General features: G+C 64.0%; 18 protein-coding genes. 8 read left to right on the top strand and 10 right to left on the bottom strand.

Features of this window, described 5'->3' with window-relative positions; all coding sequences use genetic code 11:
• Positions 1–91: 91 nt before the first annotated feature.
• From L1F06_RS06755 to L1F06_RS06775, 5 genes are all read right to left on the bottom strand, one after another.
• Positions 92–658 carry an isochorismatase family protein gene (locus L1F06_RS06755; RefSeq protein WP_129483526.1) on the bottom strand — a complete coding sequence of 189 codons (567 nt, stop codon included), beginning with the start codon at positions 656–658 and terminating at the stop codon, positions 92–94.
• A gap of 609 nt (positions 659–1,267) precedes the next feature.
• Positions 1,268–2,116 (bottom strand): DUF6216 family protein, encoded by an 849-nt coding sequence (locus L1F06_RS06760; RefSeq protein ID WP_129483527.1) that lies wholly within the window; start codon positions 2,114–2,116, stop codon positions 1,268–1,270.
• Positions 2,117–2,250: 134 nt separating this feature from the next.
• The gene (locus tag L1F06_RS06765; protein WP_129483528.1) at positions 2,251–3,051 is read right to left on the bottom strand and encodes a DUF2971 domain-containing protein; all 801 of its coding nucleotides are present in this window, start codon (positions 3,049–3,051) and stop codon (positions 2,251–2,253) included.
• Positions 3,052–3,161: 110 nt separating this feature from the next.
• Entirely contained in the window at positions 3,162–4,412 is a 1,251-nt protein-coding gene (locus L1F06_RS06770) for a ribonucleotide-diphosphate reductase subunit beta (protein WP_096827074.1), read from the bottom strand.
• Positions 4,413–4,905: 493 nt separating this feature from the next.
• A complete protein-coding gene (locus L1F06_RS06775; protein WP_012019265.1) occupies positions 4,906–7,812 on the bottom strand; it encodes a ribonucleoside-diphosphate reductase subunit alpha in 2,907 nt (968 codons plus the stop codon).
• 866 nt (positions 7,813–8,678) lie between these two features.
• On the opposite strand from L1F06_RS06775, the gene L1F06_RS06780 reads away from it, so the two are divergent.
• Together L1F06_RS06780 and L1F06_RS06785 are read left to right on the top strand one after the other, a co-directional pair.
• Positions 8,679–9,428 carry a response regulator gene (locus L1F06_RS06780; protein WP_003241811.1) on the top strand — a complete coding sequence of 250 codons (750 nt, stop codon included), beginning with the start codon at positions 8,679–8,681 and terminating at the stop codon, positions 9,426–9,428.
• 10 nt (positions 9,429–9,438) lie between these two features.
• Positions 9,439–11,046 (top strand): ATP-binding protein, encoded by a 1,608-nt coding sequence (locus L1F06_RS06785; RefSeq protein WP_129483818.1) that lies wholly within the window; start codon positions 9,439–9,441, stop codon positions 11,044–11,046.
• 215 nt (positions 11,047–11,261) lie between these two features.
• Here L1F06_RS06785 and L1F06_RS06790 read toward each other — a convergent pair whose 3' ends face one another.
• Entirely contained in the window at positions 11,262–11,966 is a 705-nt protein-coding gene (locus tag L1F06_RS06790; protein ID WP_129483819.1) for a 4'-phosphopantetheinyl transferase family protein, read from the bottom strand.
• 762 nt (positions 11,967–12,728) lie between these two features.
• Between L1F06_RS06790 and L1F06_RS06795 the strand changes: the two genes are divergently transcribed.
• Positions 12,729–14,603 (top strand): MFS transporter, encoded by a 1,875-nt coding sequence (locus L1F06_RS06795; RefSeq protein ID WP_129483820.1) that lies wholly within the window; start codon positions 12,729–12,731, stop codon positions 14,601–14,603.
• Positions 14,604–14,696: 93 nt separating this feature from the next.
• Here the strand turns inward: L1F06_RS06795 and sugE are convergent, their stop codons facing one another.
• From sugE to L1F06_RS06810, 3 genes are all read right to left on the bottom strand, one after another.
• Positions 14,697–15,011 carry a quaternary ammonium compound efflux SMR transporter SugE gene (gene sugE / locus L1F06_RS06800; protein WP_129483821.1) on the bottom strand — a complete coding sequence of 105 codons (315 nt, stop codon included), beginning with the start codon at positions 15,009–15,011 and terminating at the stop codon, positions 14,697–14,699.
• Between the two features lie 144 nt (positions 15,012–15,155).
• On the bottom strand, positions 15,156–16,103 hold the full coding sequence (locus tag L1F06_RS06805) for a bile acid:sodium symporter family protein (RefSeq protein ID WP_129483822.1): 948 nt from the start codon (positions 16,101–16,103) through the stop codon (positions 15,156–15,158).
• A gap of 186 nt (positions 16,104–16,289) precedes the next feature.
• On the bottom strand, positions 16,290–17,159 hold the full coding sequence (locus L1F06_RS06810; RefSeq protein WP_003241823.1) for a MurR/RpiR family transcriptional regulator: 870 nt from the start codon (positions 17,157–17,159) through the stop codon (positions 16,290–16,292).
• A 202-nt stretch (positions 17,160–17,361) separates the two neighbouring features.
• Here L1F06_RS06810 and zwf point away from each other — a divergent pair, with 202 nt between their 5' ends.
• The 5 genes from zwf (at position 17,362) to L1F06_RS06835 (ending at position 23,292) form a co-directional block, all read left to right on the top strand.
• Positions 17,362–18,828, top strand: coding sequence for a glucose-6-phosphate dehydrogenase (gene zwf / locus L1F06_RS06815; RefSeq protein ID WP_096827063.1), 1,467 nt, complete (start codon positions 17,362–17,364; stop codon positions 18,826–18,828).
• Positions 18,815–19,528: a 6-phosphogluconolactonase gene (pgl, locus tag L1F06_RS06820; protein WP_096827061.1), complete on the top strand. Its 714-nt coding sequence runs from the start codon at positions 18,815–18,817 to the stop codon at positions 19,526–19,528. Before zwf ends, pgl begins: the two co-directional genes overlap by 14 nt.
• Before the next feature lies 1 nt (position 19,529).
• A complete protein-coding gene (locus tag L1F06_RS06825) occupies positions 19,530–20,201 on the top strand; it encodes a bifunctional 4-hydroxy-2-oxoglutarate aldolase/2-dehydro-3-deoxy-phosphogluconate aldolase (protein WP_129483823.1) in 672 nt (223 codons plus the stop codon).
• Positions 20,202–20,315: 114 nt separating this feature from the next.
• On the top strand, positions 20,316–21,179 hold the full coding sequence (locus L1F06_RS06830) for an aldo/keto reductase (protein WP_129483824.1): 864 nt from the start codon (positions 20,316–20,318) through the stop codon (positions 21,177–21,179).
• Positions 21,180–21,369: 190 nt separating this feature from the next.
• Positions 21,370–23,292, top strand: a complete 1,923-nt coding sequence (locus L1F06_RS06835; RefSeq protein WP_129483825.1) for a methyl-accepting chemotaxis protein — start codon at positions 21,370–21,372, stop codon at positions 23,290–23,292.
• A gap of 116 nt (positions 23,293–23,408) precedes the next feature.
• On the opposite strand, the gene L1F06_RS06840 is transcribed toward L1F06_RS06835, so the two are convergent.
• Complete coding sequence (locus tag L1F06_RS06840; RefSeq protein WP_129483826.1) at positions 23,409–24,332, bottom strand: MalM family protein; 924 nt, start codon at positions 24,330–24,332, stop codon at positions 23,409–23,411.
• Between the last annotated feature and the right edge of the window lie 56 nt (positions 24,333–24,388).

The following is a 24,388-nucleotide window of genomic DNA, read 5'->3' on the forward strand; positions in this document are numbered from 1 at the left end:
GATTGGCGCAAGGCGGGCAGTGGAGGGCAATCCAAGCGGCGCGCAGGGTGGATGACAATTTCTTCATCCACCGTTGGATTCAGTGTCCGGGCTACTTGCTGAGTTGTGCGATCACATCGTCTGATGACATGACCTCAGCATATTCGGCGCCCAGTATGGCCAGCGTCAGCTCGTATACGGTCGAGGCTTCCCAGCGGGTTCCACCTGGCCCTGTCACAGGTACGGCGGTTGTGGCATCTGACGGGAGGATGATGCTGTACCCGAGCGCTTTGCCTGCGCGGATGGTGGCATCCATGCTGTTGTGGATGACAACGCCCGTCAGCACGATGCTATTTGCGTTCATGCCCTTCAGCGCGGCATCCAATTGGGTGCCTATGAACGCGCAGTTTTCATGCTTGATGATGACGGCTTCGCCTTCTATCGGCGCGACTTCCTGTTTGATGCCATTCCAGGGGCCGTGAAGGTAATAGCTGGAGGTGGGCGTCTTTTCATCGTGCTTTACGTGAAGGACGGGCCAGCCATTCGAGCGCCAGAATTGCAGGAGGCGTTGGATGACGGCCAGGTAACCGGGATGACTCTTGCCATTCCAGATGGGCTGATCGATGGCGTCCTGAACGTCGAGGATGATCAAGGGGATTGGGCTGGGCATGTCGGGCATTTGGCGTCGTCTCCTTACGATGAAGGGGCAGTGTGCTGCAGTGTTTTTCTATGAACAACCATGGCAGCTCGATAGCTCTTAGGCTTCGTAGTGGCGTGATCTCGCCGCTGATGTAGGGATTTTGATACCGGTTCCGCCCTTACGGCGGGTCACTTTTGGCATTGCCCCAAAAGTAACCAAAAGGTCTAGCCCCGCCATCCGGGTCTGGCTGCGCCAGACTTCCCTCGCTCCATCGTCACTCCGGGGTCGGCGTACAAGGGCCGTCCCTGGCCCTTTACGCCTTTCGCCGCATCCATGCGGCTCACCCCCTGCGCAACGATTCCGCTCGGCCTCCTGAAGGGGCGCTTGGCGTCGTCTGTGAGATTGGCGCTCCAGAACAGCAAGGAGCCAAAGCATTGCAGCAAAGCCGCAATGCTTTGGCTCTGCTTTTTCTTTTGATTTGTCTGCGCGGACAGCTCAGGCGACTCGGTCTCTGAATCCCGTCAGGAGGCCGAAACGTAGCGAAGCGGAGTAACAGCCGAAGGCTGGCCCGTAGGGCGAGCGAAGCGAGTCAAGTGACTCGCCGTAAGGGCGAAACCAGTAGTAGAGGATGGCGTAGAAAATAAGTCTTCAATTTTTCGCCGTTATTTGCTTCGCTTCCAGATTCTTTTGTATCCGCTGGGCTGCGAAGACTTTCGTTGATTCGCGAGCAAAATAGATCATTAACAGTACAAAGAATAGTGCCAAAGCCAGAGCGGCTGACTTTTGTTCACTTATACGTTTTTTGAGTAAGCTAATTTTTTCTTCGCTTGCATACGTGCTGCAGATAGACTGCAGTCTATCTAGAGGGAATTCATTTTCTTGGCTAAGTCTGCTCAGTACTTCTTTTTCTTTGCATGATAAGCTGTCTAGCGTATCTCCGCCGAGAATTGAGAATTTTGTTTCTTTGGTTGAGATATAGAAAAATGGGGAGTCTTCAAAGCTGGCCATTAAGTAGTTCGGTATGGCGATAAAAAAGAATAGTGCGGCAGATGTCAATGTAAAAATGCCAAAATATGTGAAAAGTTTTCGTAAAAGAGTAAAGTTCTTTTCCTTTATGCGTAATTGGTTGTAGTCTGACCAGTCGATATATTCCTTGGCTGTAGCCGCATCTTTAAGAGATATGATGTTGTCGCTAATCCAATGCTCAAATTGCTCAATATCTCGAATGGTGGTGGCGGGAATTCCGAACTCGAATCGAAAGTGCTCAAGCTCGCGAGCTTCTAGTTTTAGTTTTTGTAAGTCTGGGATCAGGAAGTCAGATTTTCCGCCCATCAAACGCCAAATTCTATCTCTTAAAAAATGCATGGAGCCGGCACGCGTATAGACATAAAGAAGAAACGCAATAAACGTCGCGGCATAGGCTATAGATGCAAGGGCCGTTAGGTTGTCCATTATCCAGCTTATGATGGGTAGAATTCCTTGCTCTTGTGAGGGCATTATTAAATCCTTTTATATGTTATGTCGTAGTTGAGAGGGTTTATAAAGATTGGTTAGCAAACGGCCAATGTCTTGGTTTTCAAAAGGTAGGGGCTTCGCAAAGTCGGGGGTCACAGCTTTTTTGGCGTCCTCTGCTAAGGGGCAAGCCCAAAGCTACTTATACCTTTTTTGTTAAGCCAAAAGTAGTTATGGTCAAGTTCCATTTGAAAGATTTTTGCTTGTGGGCAGGCAGAACGTGCTGCTTGAATTAGTTTTTCTTTATTGTCGGATGTGATTTTGGAGCCGAGAAATATGCTGCATATGGCGCTTTTTTCAAAGCTATAGAGCCCAGGTCCGCCGTTTTCTTCAATGGTGCTCGCTATTTCATCTAGGCGATCAGGGTTGTTTTTGAAGGTTTTATAGTAAAAGTTAAGTTCGTCGCTTTCAATGGTTCTTTTAATTGAGCGCCATTCTCTCTCGTAGCTCCAGTGCTTGGATTTTGTTAGTAGAACTCGGCTGAGCAATTTTTCTGAATCGGAGTTAAAGTCTGCTGCAGGACGTTCATCGCTATAGCTGACCATTTTGGCTGAGCTAAAGGGCTTTTGGTCGGTATCGAATCCGATGCATATCCCAGAGTGATTATTGGAGTAATGTGACCACATTAAGATGTTTGCAGGGCCTTCGGATAAGCAGAGTATGCCTACTTTTTCTTTCCAGTCATCAGACAGTGCGGTAGGCGGCCTTAATCTAAATACGCGTAATACTTCATTCCTCTCTTTTTGCGAAAGTGTATCAAGAAGAGGTGAGGAAGATATGTTTACCTTTGCAGATAGCTCAAATGGGTCGTTGAAATTTGCAGGTGCTGAGAAGTATATTCTGCCGTTTAATAGGTCTATCGCCCTGCTCATTTGACTGCTTGTTGATACTGAGCAGTATTTGTAAAGTGTTTGTTTCAATCTGTAGTCCTGCTGAATAAAAAACCCCGCACTAGGCGGGGCTTTTTATTCAGTCATTCCCAACATCCATGGCAGGTGTAGGGGCAATCTACTCTGATGTCAGCGAGCCATCAATCCCAGCTCAACGCCCCACCAGTCTGATACTCGATCACGCGGGTCTCGAAGAAGTTCTTCTCCTTCTTCAGGTCCATGATCTCGCTCATCCACGGGAAGGGGTTGGTGGTGCCCGGGTACTCTTCCTTCAGGCCAATCTGGGTCAGGCGGCGGTTGGCGATGAATTTGAGGTAGTCCTCCATCATCGCGGCGTTCATGCCCAGTACGCCGCGCGGCATGGTGTCACGCGCGTATTCGATCTCCAGCTGGGTGCCCTGCAGGATCATCTGGGTGGCTTCGTCCTTCATCTGGGCATCCCACAGGTGCGGGTTCTCGATCTTGATCTGGTTGATCACGTCGATGCCGAAGTTCAGGTGCATGGACTCGTCACGCAGGATGTACTGGAACTGCTCGGCGGTGCCGGTCATCTTGTTGCGGCGGCCCATGGAGAGGATCTGGGTGAAGCCGCAGTAGAAGAAGATGCCTTCCAGTACGCAGTAGTAGGCGATCAGGTTCTTGAGGAACTGACGGTCGGTTTCCGGGGTGCCGGTGTTGAAGGTCGGGTCGGAGATCGAGCGGGTGTACTTCAGGCCCCAGGAGGCCTTCTTCGCGACGCTCGGGATCTCGTGGTACATGTTGAAGATCTCGCCTTCATCCATGCCCAGCGACTCGATGCAGTACTGGTAGGCGTGGGTGTGGATCGCTTCCTCGAAGGCCTGGCGCAGGATGTACTGGCGGCACTCGGGGTTGGTGATCAGGCGGTACACGGCCAGTACCAGGTTGTTGGCAACCAGGCTGTCGGCGGTGGAGAAGAAGCCGAGGTTGCGCATGACGATGCGGCGCTCGTCTTCGGAGAGACCGTCGGTGCTCTTCCACAGCGCGATGTCGGCGTTCATGTTCACTTCCTGCGGCATCCAGTGGTTGGCGCAACCATCCAGATACTTCTGCCAGGCCCAGTCGTACTTGAAGGGTACGAGCTGGTTGAGGTCGGCGCGGGCGTTGATCATCTGCTTGTCGCCGACCTGTACGCGCGCGGCGGCGCCTTCGAGGTCGTCCAGGCCTTCCTGGATGTCGAGGTCGTTCAGGGCTTTCTTGGCGCGGGCGACGGCGTCGGAGTCGTTGGCGTCGACAGCGCGGGCCTGCTCGACCGAGCCGGCAGCTTCGCTGTCGAGCTTGTCGAAGTTGGTGCCGGCACTCTGTGCGTTGGCTTTGCTTGCGGCGCCTGCTTCTGCGCCGTCTTCCTTGTCGAATTCATCCCAGCTCAGCATGGCTTGGCTCCTGCGTGAGGGCCGGTTAGCGAACCGGCCTGTATGGATATACAGATAATTTGAATTATGTTCCGTTGCGTGATGCGCGCAAGGGTAAAACGGGTACCACTGGTCAGCGGGCGGTGGATTGCTGGCTGACCCTTGCCCCTCGACCCGGAGGAGGAGGGGCGGGAATTGGGTGGGGAGGGTTGGCTCGTGTTTGTCCGTGAGGTTCGCGGCTGAAGCCGCTCCTACGGAAGAGCCTTGCCCTCTCCCTAGCCCTCGGTTCGGGCTTCCTGCTTCACCCTACCTCCTGCATCCCTGCAGTCGTCTCCCGCAAGCGGGAGAGGGGATTTACCGCTGATTTGCTTTAGAACTGCGTCAGACCTTCGAGCGTGTAGCTGAGCGGCGCTAGGCGCCTGGTAGGTCGGAGCCCCTGAGCGTACGCATGTACGTGATGGGGGCCGGCCTACCAGGCAACGATGCGGGCGCCGTTCAGATCCACGCGCCAGCCTTACTGACAAGCCTCGCAGTCGGGCTCGTCGATGGCGCAGGCCTTCGGCACTGGCGCCGGGGCCGGAGCGGCCTGCTGGGCAGGCGCCTGAGCCTTGGCCGAGAAGCCTTCGTCACCACCAGCGGAAACCGCGTTCAGCTTGCCGGTGTTGATGGTGGACTTCTCGGTGCTGGTGGCGGCCAGGGCACGGAGGTAGTAGGTGGTTTTCAGGCCACGGTACCAGGCCATGCGGTAGGTCACATCCAGCTTCTTGCCCGAGGCGCCGGCGATGTACAGGTTCAGCGACTGAGCCTGGTCGATCCACTTCTGGCGACGGCTGGCGGCGTCGACGATCCACTTGGTTTCCACTTCGAAGGCGGTGGCGTACAGGTCTTTCAGGTCCTGCGGGATGCGCTCGATCTGCTGCACGGAGCCGTCGTAGTACTTCAGGTCGTTGACCATGACCGGGTCCCACAGGCCGCGGTTCTTCAGGTCGCGAACCAGGTAGGGGTTGATTACGGTGAATTCGCCGGAGAGGTTCGATTTCACGTACAGGTTCTGGTAGGTCGGCTCGATGGACTGCGACACGCCAATGATGTTGGAGATGGTCGCGGTCGGCGCGATGGCCATGATGTTCGAGTTGCGAATACCTTTCTTCACGCGCTCGCGCAGCGGCGCCCAGTCCAGCGACTCGGACAGGTCGACGTCGATGTACTTCTGGCCACGGGCTTCGATCAGGATCTGCTGCGAATCCAGCGGCAGGATGCCCTTGCTCCACAGCGAACCTTCGAAGGTGCTGTAGGCGCCGCGCTCTTCGGCCAGGTCACAGGAGGCCTGGATGGCGTAGTAGCTGATGGCTTCCATGGAGCGGTCGGCGAACTCGATGGCCGCGTCGGAGCCGTAGGCGATGTGCTGCAGGTACAGGGCGTCCTGGAAGCCCATCAGGCCGAGGCCGACCGGACGGTGCTTGAGGTTGGAGTTACGCGCCTGCGGCACGCTGTAGTAGTTGATGTCGATGACGTTATCGAGCATGCGCACGGCGGTCTTCACGGTGCGGCCGAGTTTCTCGATGTCCAGCTTGCCGTCGACGATGTGGTTGACCAGGTTGACCGAACCCAGGTTGCAGACGGCGATCTCGTCCTTGTTGGTGTTCAGGGTGATCTCGGTGCACAGGTTGGAGCTGTGCACCACGCCCACGTGCTGCTGCGGGCTGCGCAGGTTGCACGGGTCCTTGAAGGTCAGCCACGGGTGGCCGGTCTCGAACAGCATCGAGAGCATCTTGCGCCACAGGTCCTTGGCCTGGATGGTCTTGTACAGCTTGATCTTGCCGTACTCGATCAGGGCTTCGTAGTACTCGTAGCGCTCTTCGAAGGCCTTGCCGGTCAGGTCGTGCAGGTCCGGCACTTCGCTTGGGGAGAACAGGGTCCACTTGCCGTCTTCGAAGACGCGCTTCATGAACAGGTCCGGAATCCAGTTGGCGGTGTTCATGTCGTGGGTACGACGACGGTCGTCACCGGTGTTCTTGCGCAGCTCGAGGAATTCCTCGATGTCCATGTGCCAGGTTTCCAGGTAGGCGCAGACCGCGCCCTTGCGCTTGCCGCCCTGGTTGACCGCCACGGCGGTGTCGTTGACCACCTTGAGGAAGGGCACGACGCCCTGGGATTTGCCGTTGGTGCCCTTGATGTAGGAGCCCAGTGCGCGCACCGGGGTCCAGTCGTTGCCCAGACCGCCAGCGAATTTGCTCAGCATGGCGTTGTCGTGGATGGCGCTGTAGATGCCCGACAGGTCGTCCGGCACGGTGGTCAGGTAGCAGGAGGACAGCTGCGGACGCAGGGTGCCGGCGTTGAACAGGGTCGGGGTCGACGCCATGTAGTCGAACGAGGACAGCAGGTTGTAGAACTCGATGGCGCGGTCTTCGCGGTTCTTCGGCTCTTCGATGGCCAGGCCCATGGCCACGCGCATGAAGAATACCTGCGGCAGTTCGAAGCGGATGCCGTCCTTGTGGATGAAGTAGCGGTCGTACAGGGTCTGCAGGCCGAGGTAGGTGAACTGCTGGTCGCGCTCGTGGTTCAGCGCCTTGCCCAGCTTCTCCAGGTCGTACTCTTTCAGCTTGGGATCGAGCAGCTCGAACTCCACGCCCTTGTCGACGTAGGCCGGCAGAGCCTTGGCGTACAGGTCGACCATCTCGTGGTGGGTGGCGCTCTGGGTGATGCCCAGGAAGGTCAGGGCCTCGGCGCGGATGTTGTCCATCAGCAGGCGGGCGGTGACGTAGCTGTAGTTCGGCTCGCGCTCGACCAGGGTACGGGCGGTCATCACCAGGGCGGTGTTGACGTCCTTCTCGGCCACGCCGTCGTACAGGTTCTTCAGGGTTTCACGCTCGATCAGCGCGCCGTCCACTTCGGCCAGGCCTTCGCAGGCTTCGCGGATGATGGTCTGCAGGCGGCCCATGTCGAGCGGCTGCAGGCTGCCGTCGGCGGCGGTGATGCGGATGCTCGGGTGCGGCTGGGCGATTTCGCTGCCGGCACTGGCCTTGCGCTTGTTGGCCTGGGCCTCGCGGTAGATCACGTAGTCGCGGGCGACTTTCTGCTCGCCGGCGCGCATCAGGGCCAGTTCGACCTGGTCCTGGATCTCTTCGATATGGATGGTGCCGCCGGACGGCATGCGGCGCTTGAAGGTGGCGGTGACCTGCTCGGTCAGGCGCGCGACGGTGTCATGGATACGCGACGAGGCGGCGGCGGTACCGCCCTCCACGGCGAGGAACGCTTTGGTGATGGCGACGGTGATCTTGTCATCGGTGTAGGGGACGACAGTGCCGTTGCGCTTGATCACGCGCAGCTGGCCGGGGGCGGTGGCCGCCAGATCCTGGGAGGAATCGGCGCCCTGCGGCGCCACGGCCTGCGGGTTCTCGCGAGTGGTGTCGGTGTGCATGGAGATCTCCGTGTTCTGTAATTTTCTGGTTGGACGTCACGACAGTAGATGTCGCCCCTTGTCCGCCGTTCATTCCATTAACAACTGATCCGCACGCGGCAGCGGGGCCGGGTACGGGGTGTCGCAAGAGCGGGCAGGGTGGGCACGACTTGAGTGCCGTCCTGGCGCAAAGTCTGGCAGGGCATTACGGCACCCCGCCTACTACATATAGTGGTCGGCTGGCGACTCGGCGCGCTGCCTGACCGGCTCGCGAAGTACCTGCAAGAGGTGCTTCGTGGCTGTAACCCAGGCCAGGCCTGGGGTGCTGCGAAACTGCTGTCTGAAAGACCGGGAAAACCCTGCGAAAGGGGCTTGCGCGATTCGTTCTTCTTGTGTCCGGTTTTTCGCTTCAACCCAATATCTGGTGGGTGGCGAGCAATGGGGATACAAGATAGTGCGCTGTTTGAGGCATTGCAAGGCGGCTTGCGAAGAATATCCTGTGGATAACTTGTGGGTCGTTTGTGGGTGACTGACCCGGTCTGTCGGGTAGCCCTCATGGGGCCTGGCTCTGACCGTTTGTCGCGGCTGGCGGGGGCGTTGCGATGGGGGCGCCGGCGCGTCGAGGCCTGCGCAGCTTACCACTATATATAGGGGCAGTTGATCGCCGCTGCTTGGGAGGGGCACCCGGGCTGCGTGCATTGGCGGCCGACGCCGGGGAGTCATAAAAGCAGGTGCGCGCCTAGACGGCCCCGCAACACCCTGCGAGCGTCCGGCGCGAGGCGTATGGTCGTTCGCCGGCCTTGAACACAGCCCCTTCTCGCGGTATCGGCGGCGCGCTCTTACAATGCCTGGGTTTCCCATGGCGGCAGTCGAGAGAGGATGAGGGCGTGGAACAAGAAGCGTGGCGGATTCTGATCGTCGAGGATGACCAACGCCTGGCGCAGTTGACCCGCGAGTACCTGGAGGGCAACGGTCTGCGGGTGGCCATAGAGGCCGATGGCGCCCGCGCTGCGGCGCGCATCCTCGCCGAACAGCCGGACCTGGTGATGCTCGATCTGATGCTGCCGGGCGAGGACGGTCTGAGCATCTGCCGCAAGGTGCGCGCCGGCTACAAGGGGCCGATCCTGATGCTGACCGCCCGCACCGACGATATGGACCAGGTACTGGGCCTGGAGATGGGCGCCGACGATTACGTCTGCAAGCCGGTGCGCCCGCGCGTGCTGCTGGCGCGCATTCGCGCGTTGCTGCGCCGCCGCGAGGGCAGCGAGGCCGAGCGCGACGAGGGCCAGCCGCGCCGTCTGCAGTTCGGCCCGCTGGCCATCGACAGCGCCATGCGCGAAGCCTGGCTGGGCGAGCAGGGCATCGAGCTGACCAGCGCCGAGTTCGACCTGCTATGGCTGCTGGCGGTCAATGCCGGGCGCATCCTGTCGCGCGAGGAGATCTTCAATTCCCTGCGCGGCATCGAATACGACGGTCAGGACCGCTCCATCGACGTACGCATCTCGCGCATCCGCCCGAAGATCGGCGACGACCCCATGCACCCGCGGCTGATCAAGACGGTGCGCAGCAAGGGTTATCTGTTCGTCGCCGAGGCGGCCGAGGCGTTGCCGCTGGGTGACGCGGCCGTGGGCGATTGACCGGCCTGCCATGAACTCCATCTTCCTGCGCATCTACGGCGGCATGCTCGCCGCACTGGTGCTGGTGGCGCTGCTGGGCGTCGGCACCCTGCATCTGGTCAACGAGGTGCGTGGCGATCAGTACCGCGAGGGGCTGGCGCGCGGCACCTTCCGCCTGATGGCCGACAACCTGGTGCCGATGAACGAGGTGGAGCGGCGTCGGGCGCTGGCGGTGTGGTCGCGCCTGCTCGGTATTCCGCTGCAGCTGCAGGCAATGAGCGACGTGCCGCTGGAAGCCGGCGAGCGCAACCGTCTGCAGCGCGGCCAGGTGCTGGTGCGCCAGACCGGCCCGCACTCGGCCAAGGTCTACGGCCTGCTCGACGGCAAGCCGGGCCTGCTGCTGACCGGCGAGATCCAGCAGATCAGCGAGCAACTGGCGCGGGCCACCAACTACCTGCTGATCGACGAGCTGATCCGCTACCCGGTGGACGAGCAGCCGCAGCGTCTAGCCGAGCTGAAAACCGCCAAGCAGTTCGGCTTCGACCTGCAACTGGTGCAGCTCGGCGAGGCGGGGCTCGACCTCGATCAGCGGCGGCGTATCGACGAGGGTGATACGGTGATGGCGCTGGGCAAGGGCGGCGATTCCATCCACGTGTTCTCCGGCATCGTCGATACCCCCTGGGTGCTGGAAATCGGTCCGCTGTACCAGATGAACCCCTATCCGCCGCAACTGCTGGTGGTGATCGGCGCCCTGGGGCTGAGCCTGATCGGCCTGATCGTCTACCTGCTGGTGCGCTCGCTGGAGCAGCGCCTGCGGGGGCTGGAAGGCGCGGCTACGCATATCGCCAGCGGCCGCCTGGATGCACGTGTGCCGACGCGTGGCGCCGACTCGGTCGGGCGCCTGGCCAGCAGCTTCAATGCCATGGCCGAGCACCTGCAGACCTCCCTGAGCACCCAGCGCGAGCTGGTGCGCGCGGTGTCCCACGAGTTGCGCACGCCGGTGGCGCGCCTGCGCTTCGGCCTGGAGATGATCGCCGATGCACCGGACGAGGCGGCGCGGCGCAAGTACATGGAGGGCATGGACAGCGATATCCAGGACCTCGACAAGCTGGTCGACGAGATGCTGACCTACGCGCGTCTGGAGCAGGGGTCGCCGGCGTTGAATTTCCAGCAGGTGGAGCTGCGTGCGCTGATCGATCAGGTGATCGAGGAGCTGGCGCCGCTGAGCAACAAGGTGCGCGTGGAGTGTGGCGCGGTGCTCAGCGTGCAGGCCGACGGCGCCTGCTGGGTCGAAGCCGAGCCGCGCTACCTGCACCGGGCGCTGCAGAACCTGGTGAGCAACGCCATGCGCTATGCCGAAGGACGGGTGCTGATCAGTTGCCAGGTGGGTTACAAGCGTTGCCGCATCGACGTCGAAGACGACGGGCCGGGCGTGCCGGAAGAGGCCTGGGAGCGGTTGTTCAGCCCCTTCCTGCGTCTCGACGACAGCCGCACGCGGGCGTCCGGCGGGCACGGGCTGGGCCTGTCCATCGTGCGCAGGATCATCTACTGGCACGGCGGCCGCGCGCAGATCGGTCGCAGCGAAAGTCTCGGCGGCGCGCGTTTCAGCCTGGTATGGCCGCGGCGGCAGGGAGAGTAGGGCGCGATTTTGTGTTGGACCCGGTGCGCATGGTGCACCCCGCCCCGTAGGGTGCGCCGTGCGCACCGATTTTTTGCCGGCGCTGTAGCCCGGATGCAATCCGGGGCTGGCCGGCTACCTGCTCCCGGATTTCATCCGGGCTACGCCGCGGCCGCCGCCTGCTTTGTAGGGTGCGCCGCGCGCAGCGGATTATCCGCGTATGGCGGGACTTAGGGTCACGCCGCCACCGCCACCAGGCTCAGCACCTTGCCCTCGAACAGCACGAACTGGCCGTCCAGTTCGGCGCCTGCGCGCCAGTCCGCATGCAGGTCGATCAGCAGGCGCAGGCGCGCGCTGTCCTCATCGAGGTTCAGCAGCTCGGCGTCGTGGAAATAGAAGCGCGTCAGGGTCAGCGGATAGAGCGCCTTGAACAGGCTTTCCTTGAGCGAGAAGGTGAGGCTGATGCGCGCGGCACGGGCCTCGTCGTCCAGCGCCTGCAGCCGCTGCACTTCGGCGGGGGTGAGGATCTCGCCCTGCAGGCGCAGGGCGCGGTCGGCGGGCAGCAGGCGCTCCACGTCCATGCCTAGGGCGCGCCATTGGGTGTCGGGCGCGACCAGTGCCGCGGCCCAGTTGTCGCCATGGGTGATGGAGCCGGCCACGCCTGGCGGCCACTGCGGCGCGCGGTCTTCACCAACTGCCGGCACGCAGGGCTCGCCGGTCACGCGGCGCAGCGCTTCGCGTGCGCACAGGCGCCCGGCCAGGTATTCGGCCTGGCGCTTGGCCACGCCGCGCACCGGGGCGATGCCGCAGCGGGCGAAGTCGTCTTCGGTCACCAGGGCGGGGTCGAAGCGCGTGCTGATCAGCTGCGTGCCGGCGAGTGGGCGCGGTAGCGGGTCGTGATCGTCGAGGGGGCTGCAGCAGGCGGGATGGTAGGCGTTCATGGGGCGTGATTGTGCCGCGGCCGGGACCGCCTGGTCACCCGGCGTTTACATTTCTTTGCAGGCAGGTAACAAAGCTAAACGGACGCTGCCCCTGGCTTTTGTCAGACTGCTACGGCATTCCCCAGGGAATGCAGGTGAGGTTGTAGCCGGTGCGAGGCACTGGCGTTTTCTCCGAGTTCGAGAACGGTAGCCCGATGGGCTGCCGTTTTTTTTGCGCTGCGTAAGGTGTGAGAGGCATGCCGGGAGCGTGGATTTTCCAGCATGACCAGGCTGCGTAGGGTGCGCTGTGCGCACCAGGGATTCGGCGGGGTCTTGGTGCGCGCGGCGCACCCTACGGGGAGGCGGGCATCGTAGGGTGCGCCATGCGCACCGAGGGTTTCGGGTTGTATGCGGTGCGCGCGGCGCACCCCACGGGGTGGCTGGCATCGTAGGGTGCGCCATGCGCACCGAGGGTCTCGGGTTGTATGCGGTGCGCGCGGCGCACCCTACGGGGGGGGCGGGCTTCGTGGGGTGTGCCACGCGCACCGAGGGTTTCGGGTTGTATGCGGTGCGCGCGGCGCACCCCACGGGGAGGCGGGTTTCGTAGGGTGCGCCATGCGCACCGAGGGCTTCGGGTTGTATGTGGTGCGCACGGCGCACCCGCGGTGTCTCCACGCTATCCTGTGATCGCCAAGATGTTCGCATTTGCCCTGTGGCTTTCGGCGGGGCAATTGCAGTCAAATGCCTGTGCGGGCAAACCCGACCCCGCGAGGACCATGGACGATGACCCAACAATCGCAATTCGCCCTGCTCGGCAAGAAGCGCTTTCTGCCGTTTTTCGTGACGCAATTGCTCGGCGCCTTCAATGACAACATCTTCAAGCAGTCGCTGATTCTCGCCATCCTGTTCAAGCTCAACACCGGCGTCGACCGCGATCTGCTGGTCAACCTCTGCGCCTTGCTGTTCATCCTGCCGTTCTTTCTGTTCTCCGCCCTCGGCGGCCAGTTCGGCGAGAAGTTCGCCAAGGACGCGCTGATCCGTCGGATCAAGCTGGCCGAGGTGTTCATCATGCTCACCGGCGCCGCCGGGGTGCTGCTCGACAGCCTGCCGCTGATGCTGGTGGTGCTGTTCGCCATGGGCACCCAGTCGGCGCTGTTCGGTCCGGTGAAGTATTCGATCCTGCCGCAGCACCTCAAGGAAGAAGAGCTGGTGGGCGGCAACGCCCTGGTGGAGATGGGCACCTTCCTGGCGATTCTGGCCGGCACCATCGGTGCCGGCATCATGATGGCCAGCAGCAGTTACGCGCCCATCGTCGCCGGCTCGGTGGTCGGTGTGGCGCTGCTCGGTTACCTGGCCAGCCATGGCATTCCGCGTGCGGCGGCGGCGATGCCGACGCTGCCGCTGGACTGGAACATCTTCCGCCAGTCCTGGGTGATCATGAAGCTCGGCCTGGGCCAGCGTCCGGCGGTGTCGCGTTCGCTGGTGGGCAACTCCTGGTTCTGGTTCCTCGGCGCGATCTACCTGACGCAGATTCCGGCCTACGCCAAGGAGTGGCTGCACGGTGACGAGAGCGTGGTAACGCTGATTCTCACCGTGTTCTCGCTGGGGATCGGCCTGGGTTCGATGCTTTGCGAGCGCATGAGTGGACACAAGGTGGAGATCGGCCTGGTGCCGTTCGGCTCCATCGGCCTGACCCTGTTCGGCATGCTGCTGTGGTGGTTCTCCGGCGGTTTCCCGCAGGGTGCCGCGCCGCATGACTGGCTGGCGCTGCTCGGCCATGGTCAGGCCTGGTGGATTCTCGGCTGCATTCTCGGCATCGGTCTGTTCGGCGGCTTCTATATCGTGCCGCTGTATGCGCTGATCCAGTCGCGCACCGCCGAGCACGAGCGGGCGCGGGTGATCGCCGCCAACAACATCCTCAACGCGCTGTTCATGGTCGCCTCGGCCATCGTCGCGATCCTCTTTCTCAGCGTCGCCGGGCTGTCGATTCCGCAGCTGTTCCTGGCCATCTCGCTGATGAACGTGGCGGTCAACAGCTACATCTTCAAGATCGTCCCCGAATTCAGCATGCGCTTTCTCATCTGGCTGCTGGGGCATTCGATGTACCGGGTCGAGCACAAGGGGCTCGATGCCATTCCCGACGAGGGCGCGGCGGTGCTGGTGTGCAACCACGTGTCCTTCGTCGATGCGCTGCTGATCGGCGGCGCGGTGCGGCGGCCGGTGCGCTTCGTCATGTACTACAAGATCTACGATCTGCCGGTACTCAACTTCGTCTTCCGCACTGCCGGCACCGTGCCGATCGCCGGGCGCAACGAGGACCTGCTGATCTACGACGCGGCGTTCAAGAAGATCGCCGAGTACCTGCGCAACGGCGAGCTGGTATGCATCTTCCCCGAGGGCAAGCTGACCGGCGATGGCGAGATCAACGAGTTCAAGGCCGGGGTCGAGCGCATTCTCGAGGAAAACCCGGTGCCGGTGATTCCCATGGCGCTGCAGGGACTGTGGGGCAGCTTCTTCAGTCGCGATCCGCACAAGGGGCTGTTCAAGCGTTTCTGGTCGCGGGTCGGGCTGGTGGCCGGGGCGCCGCTGGCGCCGGAGCAGGCCAAGCGTGAAATGCTGCAGGCGCAGGTGGCGGAGTTGCGCGGGAATTGGCGTTGATGGCAGTTGGTGCGCACGGCCTAGGCGGCCCCGCGACACCCTACGGCGAGGAGATGGTGCCGGCCCGTAGGGTGCGCCGTGCGCACCAGCCTTTCAGTGGCTCAATTTGAGCCCGATCAATCCGCAGACGATCAGCAGCACGCTGGCCAGGCGCAGCAGCGCCATGGATTCGCCGAACAGGACGACGCCGGCGATCACCGTGCCCACCGCGCCGACGCCGGTCCAGATGGCGTAGGCGGTGCCCAGCGGCAGTTCCTTCATGGCCAGGCCGAGCAGGGCCAGGCTGACCAGCATGGCGCAGACGGTAAGCAGGGTGGGCAGCGGGCGGGTAAAGCCGTCGGTGTATTTCAGGCCGATGGCCCAGCCGACCTCGAACAGGCCGGCGAGCAGCAGAATGATCCAGGACATGGTGACCTCCAGTGCTGACTGAAGGGGCCGTCCCCGGATGCTTCATCGCCGTTGCGGCGATGCGGAGGTCGTCCTCGCGTGGCGCCTATTCTGCACATGGATGGGGCCGGGGCAAGCTGCCCCGGATAAGCGGAAGCTGTTGATTCAGCTGGAGCTTTTCGAAATATTCTGACCGAGCCGACGATACAGCGTGGCCAGCAACGGGCCGGACAGGTTGTGCCAGACGCTGAACAGCGCGCTGGGCACCGCCGCCAGCGGGCTGAAGTGGGCGCTGGCCAGGGCGGCGCCGAGGCCGGAGTTCTGCATGCCGACTTCGATGGACAGCGTCTTGCGCTGCGCCAGCGACATGCCGAACAGGCGCCCGGCCAGATAACCCAGGCCCAGGCCGATGCCGTTGTGCAGGATCACCACCGCCATGATCAGCAGGCCGGACTCGGCGATCCTGCCCTGGCTGGCGGCCACCACGGCGGCGACGATGGCGACGATGCTCATCACCGAGATCAGCGGCAGCACCTCGACGGCGGTTTTCACCCGCGCGCCGAGCAGGCGCTGGGCGATCAGGCCGAGGACGATCGGCAGCAGCACCATCTTGAGGATGGAAATGAACATGGCGCTGAACGACACCGGCAGCCACTCCGAGGCCAGCAGCCAGATCAGCGCCGGGGTGACCAGCGGGGCGAGCAGGGTGGTGACGGCGGTGATCGACACCGACAGCGCCAGGTCGCCACGGGCGAACCAGGTGATCACGTTGGAGGCGGTGCCGCCCGGGCAGCAGCCGACCAGAATCACGCCGACGGCGATTTCCGCTGGCAGGGCGAACACCTGGCACAGGCCCCAGGCCAGCAGCGGCATGATGCTGAACTGCGCCAGCACGCCGAGCAGCACCGCCAGCGGGCGACGGGCGACTTCCTGAAAGTCCGTGGCCTTGAGGGTCAGGCCCATGCCGAACATGATCAGCCCGAGCAGCGGGACGATCCAGGCGGTCAGTGGCAGGAACCAGCCGGGCTGGAAGAAGGCCAGTACGGCGAACAGCAACACCCAGACGGCGAAGGTGTTGCCGATGAAACGGCTGAGGGCGATCAGTGCTTGCATGGTGTGGGGCCTGGGCTTGCTCGGAAAGCCGGCAAGCCTAGCAGAAGCGGCCACGCGTTGGCCTGGTCCGCGGCGTTCTGGAATCAGGGCCGGTCAGCCGCGAGAGGCGCCGCGCCGCTTGCGCACAAGTGCGGCTTCTGGCCGTGCAATCACGGCCGCAACAGATTGGACAATGCCTTGTCAGACCTACAAAGGCTCTTCATCCGCGGGGTAACGGCTGGCGGTCAGGCTTTCCTTGATCTTGCGCAGGTGCGGCTGGAAATCCACGCCGCGGCGCAGGGTGACGCCGGTGGCGAGCACGTCGAGCACGGTGAGCTGGATGATGCGCGAGGTCATCGGCATGTAGATGTCGGTGTCTTCCGGCAGCGGGATGTCCAGGCTCAGGGTGCTGGCCTTGGCCAGCGGCGAGCCGGCGGCGGTGAGGCCGAGTACCGAGGCGCCGTTTTCCCGCGCCAGGCGTGCCACCTCCACCAGCTCGCGGGTGCGCCCGGTGTAGGAAATGATCACGAACAGGTCGCCGGTATGGGCCACCGAGGCGATCATGCGCTGCATCAGCACGTCGGAGTGCGCCGACACCGCCAGGTTGAAACGGAAGAACTTGTGTTGTGCGTCCAGTGCCACCGAAGCCGAGGCGCCGAGGCCGAAGAAGTGGATCTGCCGCGCCTGGATCAGCAGGTCGACGGCGCGGCTGACGTGCTGCGGATCGAGGCTCTGGCAGGCGGCGTCCAGCGAGGCGATGGTGCTGCCGAAGATCTTGCGCGTGTAGGCCTCGGGGCCGTCGTCGGCGGAAACCGCGCGGCTGACGTAGGCGGCGCCGCTGGCCAGGCTCTGCGCCAGTTGCATCTTCAGCTCGGGGTAGCCGTTGGCGCCGAACGAGCGGCAGAAGCGGTTGACCGTCGGCTCGCTGACCGCGGCGGCCTGGGCCAGCGCGGCGATGCTGAAGCGGGTGGCCTGCTGCGGGTCATGCAGGATCACCTCGGCCACCTTGCGCTCGGCCTTGTTCAGGTCGTCCAGGCGGCTCTGGATCTGTTCCAGCAGATTGCGCACGCGGTCCATAAGGGCTCCTAACAGACAGATGATCAGGCTTGGCGCCGTCGGCGGGCAGTGGCGACAGCCGGCCTATCCTACTGATGACGCCCGGCGGCCACCACTGATTATCAGGAAAATGAAGAAATGTTGTTTTTATTACAACATTTTCTCTTGATAAGCCGACTGCTACAGGGTATTTCTAGTGCATCTTGATAAAAGAACAAACATCATGGCCGCGATAAAGCTCGAATCCTGTACCTTTGCCCTGTTCGGCGCCCTTGGCGACCTGGCTCTGCGCAAGCTTTTTCCTGCGCTTTACCAGCTCGATCGCGCCGGTTTGCTGCACGACGACACCCGCATCCTCGCGCTGGCCCGTGAAGCCGGCGAGCCCCAACGCCATCTTGCCGCCATCGACCAGGCCCTGCGCCTGCACGTGCCGGCCAAGGAGCTGGAAGAGGGCGCCCTGGCGCGCTTCCAGGCGCGTCTGCATTACCTGACCATGGATTTTCTGCAGGCCGACAACTACCTGGCCCTGGCCGAACTGGCCGGCCACGATCAGCTGATCGCCTATTTCGCCACCCCGGCCTCGGTGTACGGCGGCATCTGCGCCAACCTGGCCGCGGTGGGACTGGCCGAGCGCTGCCGGGTGGTGCTGGAAAAACCCATCGGCCACGACCTGGCCTCTTCGCGTGCGGTGAACGACGCGGTGGCGCAGGTGTTCGCGGAGAACCGCGTCTATCGCATCGACCATTACCTGGGCAAGGAGACGGTGCAGAATCTGATTGCCCTGCGCTTCGCCAACAGCCTGTTCGAAACCCAGTGGAACCAGAACCACATCTCCCACGTGGAAATCACCGTGGCCGAGAAGGTCGGCATCGAGGGGCGCTGGGGCTATTTCGACCAGGCCGGCCAACTGCGCGACATGATCCAGAACCACCTGCTGCAGCTGCTCTGCCTGATCGCCATGGACCCGCCCAGCGACCTGTCCGCCGACAGCATCCGCGACGAGAAGGTCAAGGTGCTCAAGGCCCTGGAGCCGATCAGCGCCGAACAGCTCGGCCAGCGTGTGGTGCGCGGCCAGTACGTGGCCGGCAGCAGCGACGGTCGGCCGGTGCCGGGCTATCTGGAGGAAGAGAATTCCAACACCCAGAGCGACACCGAAACCTTCGTCGCCCTGCGTGCCGACATCCGCAACTGGCGCTGGGCCGGCGTGCCCTTCTATCTGCGCACCGGCAAGCGCATGCCGCAGAAGCTGTCGCAGATCGTCATCCACTTCAAGGCGCCGCCGCACTACATCTTCGCCCCTGAGCAGCGCCAGCTGATCGGCAACAAGCTGATCATCCGCCTGCAGCCGGACGAGGGCATCGCCCTGCAGGTGCTGACCAAGGATCAGGGCCTGGACAAGGGCATGCAGCTGCGCAGCGGCCCGCTGCAGCTGAGCTTCTCCGATACCTACCGCAGCGCGCGGATTCCCGATGCCTACGAACGTCTGCTGCTGGAAGTGATGCGCGGCAACCAGAACCTGTTCGTGCGCAAGGACGAAATCGAATACGCCTGGCAGTGGTGCGACCAGCTGATCGCCGGCTGGAAGCAGCTCGGCGAGGCGCCGAAACCCTATACCGCCGGTAGCTGGGGCCCGATGGCCTCGGTGGCACTGATCACTCGTGACGGGAGGAGCTGGTATGGCGATCTCTGACCTTGAACTGCCCACGGGTGTGGTTGCCCGTAGCGATGCCAGCGCAGAGGCGCATGCCGATGCCCTGGCCCTGCGCGTGGCCGACGCCCTGCGCCAGGCCATCGACAATCGTGGCAGCGCCACCCTGGTGGTGTCCGGCGGACGCAGCCCGGTGGCCTTCTTCGACGCCCTGGCGCAGCAGCCGCTGGACTGGCGCCAGGTGCTGGTGAGCCTGGCCGACGAGCGCTGGGTGCCGGTCAATCATGCCAGCAGCAACGAGGCGCTGGTGCGTCGTCATCTGCTGCGTGGCGCGGCCTCCGAGGCGAAGTTCCTCGGCCTGTACCGGGTCGCCGGCAGCCTGGAGCAGGCGGCGGAGCTGGCCGATGCGGCCTTTGCCGAACTGCCGCCGATCGACGTGCTGGTGCTCGGCATGGGCGACGACGGCCACACCGCCTCGCTGTTTCCGGACAGTCCCAATCTCGACCAGGCGCTGCGCGCCGACTGCCCGCGCCGGGTATTGCCGATGCAGGCGCCGAGCCAGCCGGCGCAGCGCCTGACCCTGACCCTGCCGCTGCTGGCCGGCGCGCGCCTGCCGCTGCTGGCGATCCAGGGCCAGGCCAAGCTGGCCACCCTGGCCGAGGCGCTGGCGCCCGGCGAGGTGGCGAGCATGCCGATCCGCGCCTTCCTGCATTCCCCTCTCGAAATCTATTGGTGCCCCTGACATGACCAGCCCCAACGAAGGCCAGCGCGCGCGCATGGCCGAACACATCGCCGAGATCGACCGCATCTGCGCCCAGGCGCGGATCATGCCGGTGATCACCATCGCCCGCGAGGCGGACATCCTGCCGCTGGCCGACGCGCTGGCCGCCGGTGGCCTGCGCGTGCTGGAGGTGACCCTGCGCTCCGAGCACGGCCTGGAGGCGATCCGTCGCCTGCGCGCCGAGCGTCCCGAGCTGTGCGTCGGTGCCGGCACCGTGCTCGACGAGCAGATGCTGGCCGCTGCCATCGAGGCCGGCGCCCAGTTCATCGTCACCCCGGGCAGCACCCGCGAGCTGCTGCTGGCCGCCCTGGACAGCCCGGTACCGCTGCTGCCGGGCGTGAGCAGCGCCTCCGAGCTGATGGTCGGCTACGCCCTCGGCTATCGCCGCTTCAAGCTGTTCCCGGCCGAGGTCTGCGGCGGCGTCGCCGCGCTCAAGGCGCTGGCCGGTCCGTTCGGCGGCGTGCGTTTCTGCCCCACCGGCGGCATTGGCCCGGACAACCTGCAGCGCTACATGGCCCAGCCCAACGTGATGTGCGTCGGCGGCACCTGGATGTTCCAGCGCGAATGGGTCGAGCAGGGCGATTGGGCGCGTATCCAGCAGTGCAGCACCGAGGCGTTGCAGTTGTTGGGCTGAAATCTCTGATCGGCCTAGTGGTGCGCATAGCGCACCCTACGATTCGTCACTATCCCGCAGGGTGTCGCGGGGCCGCCCAGGCCGTGCGCACCACCGGTTACCTGGAATCCTCTTATGACCGCATTTCCGATCCAGCAACCCCTGCTGCTGGGCATGATGCGCCTGCTTGAATGCGCCGAGCTGGACACGCCGCAGGCGCTGCTCGGCTTTATCGAGCGCAGCGTCGAGCGTGGCCTCAATGGCTTCGATCACGCCGATATCTACGGTCTGGGCGAATGCGAGGCGCGTTTCGGCGCGGCACTGCGTCTGCGCCCGCAACTGCGAGCGCAGCTGCAACTGATCAGCAAGGCCGACATCGTGCCGGCGGCGCAGGACGTCTCGCGCTGGCGGGTCAAGCACTACAACACGGCGGCGAGCTACCTGACCCGGGCAGTGGACGCCTCGCTGCAGCGCCTGGGCGTCGAGCGGCTGGACGGCTTTCTGCTGCATCGTCCCGACCCGCTGCTGCAGGCCGAGGAAGTGACGCGCGCCCTGCAGGCGCTGGTGGCGGCGGGCAAGGTCGGTTGGCTCGGCCTGTCCAATGCCGAGCCGCTGCACTGGCAGGTGCTCGGCCGCGAGCTGGAGCTGCGCTGCAACCAGATCGAGCTGTCGCTCAGTGCCCAGCAGGCGGCCTGGGACGGCCGTCTGCAGGCGCTGCAGGCCGATGGCTTGCAGGTGCTGGCCTGGTCGCCGCTGGCCGGCGGCCGTTTCGCCCCGGCGCTGCAGCAGGCGCTGGAGGAGGTGGCGACGGCGCTGCAGGCAACGCCGCTGCAGGTTGCCCTGGCCTGGCTGCGCCGCCTGCCGGGACGCCCGGTGCCGATTCTCGGCAGCCTGCGCGAGGCACGTATCGAAGAGGCGCTGGCCGGCGCCGAGCTGCAGCTCGATGCGCCGACCTGGTTCTACCTCAGCGAGGCGGCCCGCGGCCAGCGCGCGCCCTGAAGAACCCGCCCCGGCGTACCGGGGCGGGTACGCGCAGCCGCCGCAGGCGGATGATTTTTCACGAAATTTCACCTGCCGGTGTGCCCAGGGCAGCGCGCGGAGCGTCAGCACAGCCCCTGTGCTGGCTCTACAAAAACAATTCTCCAGCTAAACCCGAACCGCCTGTCATCCGAACAGTTGGAGAATTGTCATGAACACCTGGTTTGCCAACCTCAGCGTCACCCGCAAGCTCGCGCTCGGCTTCGGCCTGGTGCTGGCCCTTACCCTGGCGCTGGCCTGGACCGCCTGGAGCGGCCTGGGCAGCGTCATCCAGCGCAGCACCTGGATGAGCGAGATCTCCCAGCTCAACACCACCCTGACCAACCTGCGCATCGCCCGTCTGCAGTTCATGCTGGCCAAGGGCGACGCCCCCAGCAGCGAGCGGCTGCTGACCAACCTCGACATCTATCTGCAGCAGCAGAAGAAGCTGCTCGGCACCTTCACCAACCCGGTGAACGTCAAGCTGCTGCAGGAGCAGGACCGCTACAACCAGGACTACCAGCGCTCGCTGGCCGGCATGCGTGCCGCCTACGCCGCGGCCGACGAGGCGCGGCGCAAGGTGCTGGCGGAAGATCAGCAGCTCGGCGAACTGCTCGCCGCCATGCAGCGCAGCGTGCAGCTGCTGCCGGAATACGACAGCAGCCGTTTCGCCCAACTGCAGGCGCTGACCCACACGCAGGCCGAACTGCTGCGTCTGCGCTACCTGCTCGAGCGTTACGAGAGCACCCCCGATGCACAGACCGAGCAGGCCCTGGCCGAGCGCATCGCCGCTGCCCGCGCCAGCCTCGGCGCGCTGCAGCAGGCCTTCGGTAGCGCCCAGCAGGATGCGGTGCAACGCATCGCCGCGGCGCTGGGCCAGTTCGAGCAGACCATGCAGGCGTTCAAGAACGCCACCGCCGACATCGCCCGCACCCGCCAGGAGATGACCGACCAGCAGGGCGAGATCGTGCGCATCAGCGAGGCACTGTACAAGTTCCAGATGGAGCGCATGGCCATCGAGAGCGCCCAGGCGCGCAGCCTGCAGATCGGTGCCACGCTGCTGGCCATGCTCTTCGGCGTGCTGGCCGCGTGGATCATCACCCGCCAGATCACCCGTCCGCTGCAGGACACCCTGGGCGCGGTGCAGCGCATCGCCGATGGCGACCTGACCGCCAGCGTGCGGGTCGACCGTCGCGACGAGATGGGTCAGCTGCAGCAGGGCATCCAGCACATGGCCACGACCCTGCGCGAGTTGATCGGCGGCATCCGTGACAGCGTCACCCAGATCGCCAGCGCCGCCGAGGAGCTGTCGGCCGTCACCGAGCAGACCAGCGCCGGCGCCAACAGCCAGAAGAGCGAGACCGACCAGGTGGCCACCGCCATGCACGAGATGTCGGCCACCGTGCAGGAAGTGGCGCGCAACGCCGAGCAGGCCTCGCAGGCGGCCAACGACGCCGACGGCCAGGCGCGCCTGGGCGATCAGGTGGTGGCCGAGGTGATCGTGCAGATTGAGCGCCTGGCCGCCGAGGTCAGCCGCTCCAGCGAGGCGATGCACGGCCTGCAGCAGGAGAGCGACAAGATCGGCAGCGTGATGGACGTGATCAAGTCGGTGGCCGAGCAGACCAACCTGCTGGCGCTCAACGCGGCCATCGAGGCGGCGCGTGCCGGCGAGGCGGGACGCGGTTTCGCCGTGGTCGCCGACGAGGTGCGCGGCCTGGCGCAGCGCACGCAGAAATCCACCGAGGAGATCGAGGCGCTGATCGCCGGGCTGCAGAGCGGTACCCAGCAGGTGGCGGCGGTGATGCGCAACAGCCGCAACCTCACCGACAGCAGCGTCGAGCTGACGCGCAAGGCCGGCGACTCGCTGGGCAGCATCACCCTGGCGGTGTCCAACATCCAGTCGATGAACCAGCAGATCGCTGCCGCTGCGGAAGAGCAGAGCGCGGTGGCCGAGGAGATCAGCCGCAGCATCCTCAGCGTGCGCGACGTCTCCGAGCAGACCGCCACCGCCAGCGACGAGACGGCCAAGTCCTCGGCCGAGCTGGCGCGTCTGGGCGGGCAGTTGCAGGCGATGGTCAGCCGCTTCCGCGTGTAGTGCGCGACGGTGCGCGCGGCGCACCCCAGGTTCGAAAAAAAAGGCGGCCGAGGCCGCCCGAATTTCCCTGGAGGGGATTGGAGAGTGGGGCCGCTCAGCACGGCCCCGCCGTGACCTCAGCGGATCTGGATGCGTTCGAGCAGATAGGCCTTGGCACTGGCGTCGCCGACCCGCGCGGCTTCGTCGGCCAGGCGCAGGGCGCGTTCGAGGTCCTTGCTCGCCAGCGCGGCGTCGATGCCCTGGCGGTAGTAGGCCTGGGTTTCCGGCAGCACCGCCGGGGCCGGCACGCTGGGCAGCTGGTTGCCCATCTCGCGGCCGATGCTGAACGGCGGCACATAGGTGTTGGCCTGCTGGCCGGCCACCTTGTCCTCGATCAGCACCATCTTGATCACCCCCACCGGCGCATGCTTGGCCACCGGGTCGGGAATGTTCGGCGCCTCGTTGCCGAGGGCGCGGGCGAAGGCCTTGGCCGGATGTTCGATGACGGTCTGGCCGCGCATCTGCGCCTCGCTGGTGTAGAGCACCAGGTAGTGTTCGTTGCCCGGATTGTCCGGATACAGGCGGTCGACGCGCAGGCGCGCGTCCAGGCTGTCGCCCTTGAGCCCGGAGGCCGGGGCGTAGACGAAGTCCTCGGCGCCGAGCAGGCGGGTGACGCGGAACTGGCTGTCGAGCAGCATGGCGTTGGGCGCCAGCACCGTGTCGCCGGCCTGGCTGTACAGGCGGATCTCGAACGACTTGCTGGCGGCCGGCAGCTGGAAGGCACGGAAAAAACTCTTGCCGCTGTCGAAGGCGAACGCCGGGGCGCTGGCGTCGATGCGCACCTCGCCGCTGAAGTTCGCCGGGATCGGCTGGTAGGGCAGCTCGCGCAGCGAGGCGCAGCAGGATGGCGCGGCGACCAGAGCCTGTTCGGCGCTGCCGGCGGAGGTCTGCAAAGGGGCCGGACTGCTGCTCAGGGCATCGATGCGGCGCAGCGGCTCGCTGGCGCAGCCGGTTAGCAGAACGGTGAGCAGCGCGAGGCTGGCGATCTTGAACGGTGGCATGGGTTATTCCTCTTTTTATGTCACGCCTGGTAAAAGGCCCCGGCCTATTGCAGAAC

The organism is Pseudomonas hydrolytica, from assembly GCF_021495345.1.
Classification (GTDB): Bacteria; Pseudomonadota; Gammaproteobacteria; order Pseudomonadales; family Pseudomonadaceae; genus Aquipseudomonas; species Aquipseudomonas hydrolytica.